1 protein-coding gene is annotated in these 1,141 nt (G+C 41.8%); it reads right to left on the reverse strand.

Annotated features, from left to right (window positions below; all coding sequences use genetic code 11):
* Window positions 1–18 precede the first annotated feature (18 nt).
* Window positions 19–1,141: 3-phosphoshikimate 1-carboxyvinyltransferase (locus E1171_RS00990; RefSeq protein WP_155203210.1), on the reverse strand; the 1,123-nt coding region annotated here is incomplete at its 5' end.

Below are 1,141 nucleotides of genomic sequence, written 5' to 3' on the forward strand. Positions count from 1 at the left end.
AAATAGATAAATAAATTCTTACCTAAGTGAAGTAGAAAAGCCTACTAGCTTCATGTGTTCCCAAAATCCGGGATAAGATTTGTTAACTACATCAGGTTCTTCAATGATGATATCACCCTTAGTTGCCAAAGGAGCAAAAGCCATAGCCATTCGGTGGTCTTCGTAGGTTGAAATCTTTAAATCCTCTGGTAGGTGAAAGCTTTCAGCGGGAATTAACTCCCAAAGTCCTGGTTCATTTTCAATTAAGGTAGCCCCAATTTTAGCGAGCTCATTTTGGAGGGCAAGAATTCGGTCCGTTTCCTTAATTCTGAGGCTTTCTAGGCCTCGCATTTCACAGCGAATGGAGTTGGCAGCACAAATTACTGCTACGGTTTGGGCTAGGTCAGGACAATCACTAAAGTCAATGGAGGTCGAATTCAAAGAATCCTTCTTTCTAAGAAGTACTCCTTCTTTATCGAAAATTGATTCAACGCCTAGTTGTTGCATGATTCTTGCAATAGCAATATCACCCTGGTAGGAATCTTTACGGAGTCCTAAAAGTTTAATTTCAGCATCTTCTGCTAAGGCAACAAAACTGTACCAATAACTGGCACCAGACCAGTCGGATTCAATTCGGTAAGTAGTGGGTTGATAAGATTGTGGAGAAATAGAAATTATTTGATTGTCCCAATGGCTTTCGACACCAAATAATTTCATCAAAGAGCGGGTCATCTCAATATAAGGCTTGCTCCCGATTTTCCCCGTCAATTGTAGTTTTAGGCCATTTTCTAGACATGGAGCAATCATCATCAGGGCAGAAATGTACTGACTGCTGATATCCCCTCGAATACTCAGGTTTTGGGTTTGTTGTTTTGGAAATCCTTTGATGTGAATCGGTGGATAACCTTCTTCTTTTAAATAATTAATGGAGGCCCCCAGTTCCTTTAAAGCTTCTACAAGGACATGAATAGGGCGTTGACACATGCGGGCAGTTCCGGTTAGTATTCTGTCTTGCTGAGTGGCAGTTAAATATGCGGTGAGGAATCGCATAGTAGTTCCCGCATCAAGCACATCTAAAGTATGGGCATTTTCCTTCAATAGGCGCCGCATGGTTTGTGTATCCCGTGCATCCGAAAGGTTTTGAAGATCGGATTGACCTCCG

The sequence above is a fragment of the Xanthovirga aplysinae genome (genome assembly GCF_009711365.1).
Classification (GTDB): Bacteria; Bacteroidota; Bacteroidia; order Cytophagales; family Cyclobacteriaceae; genus Xanthovirga; species Xanthovirga aplysinae.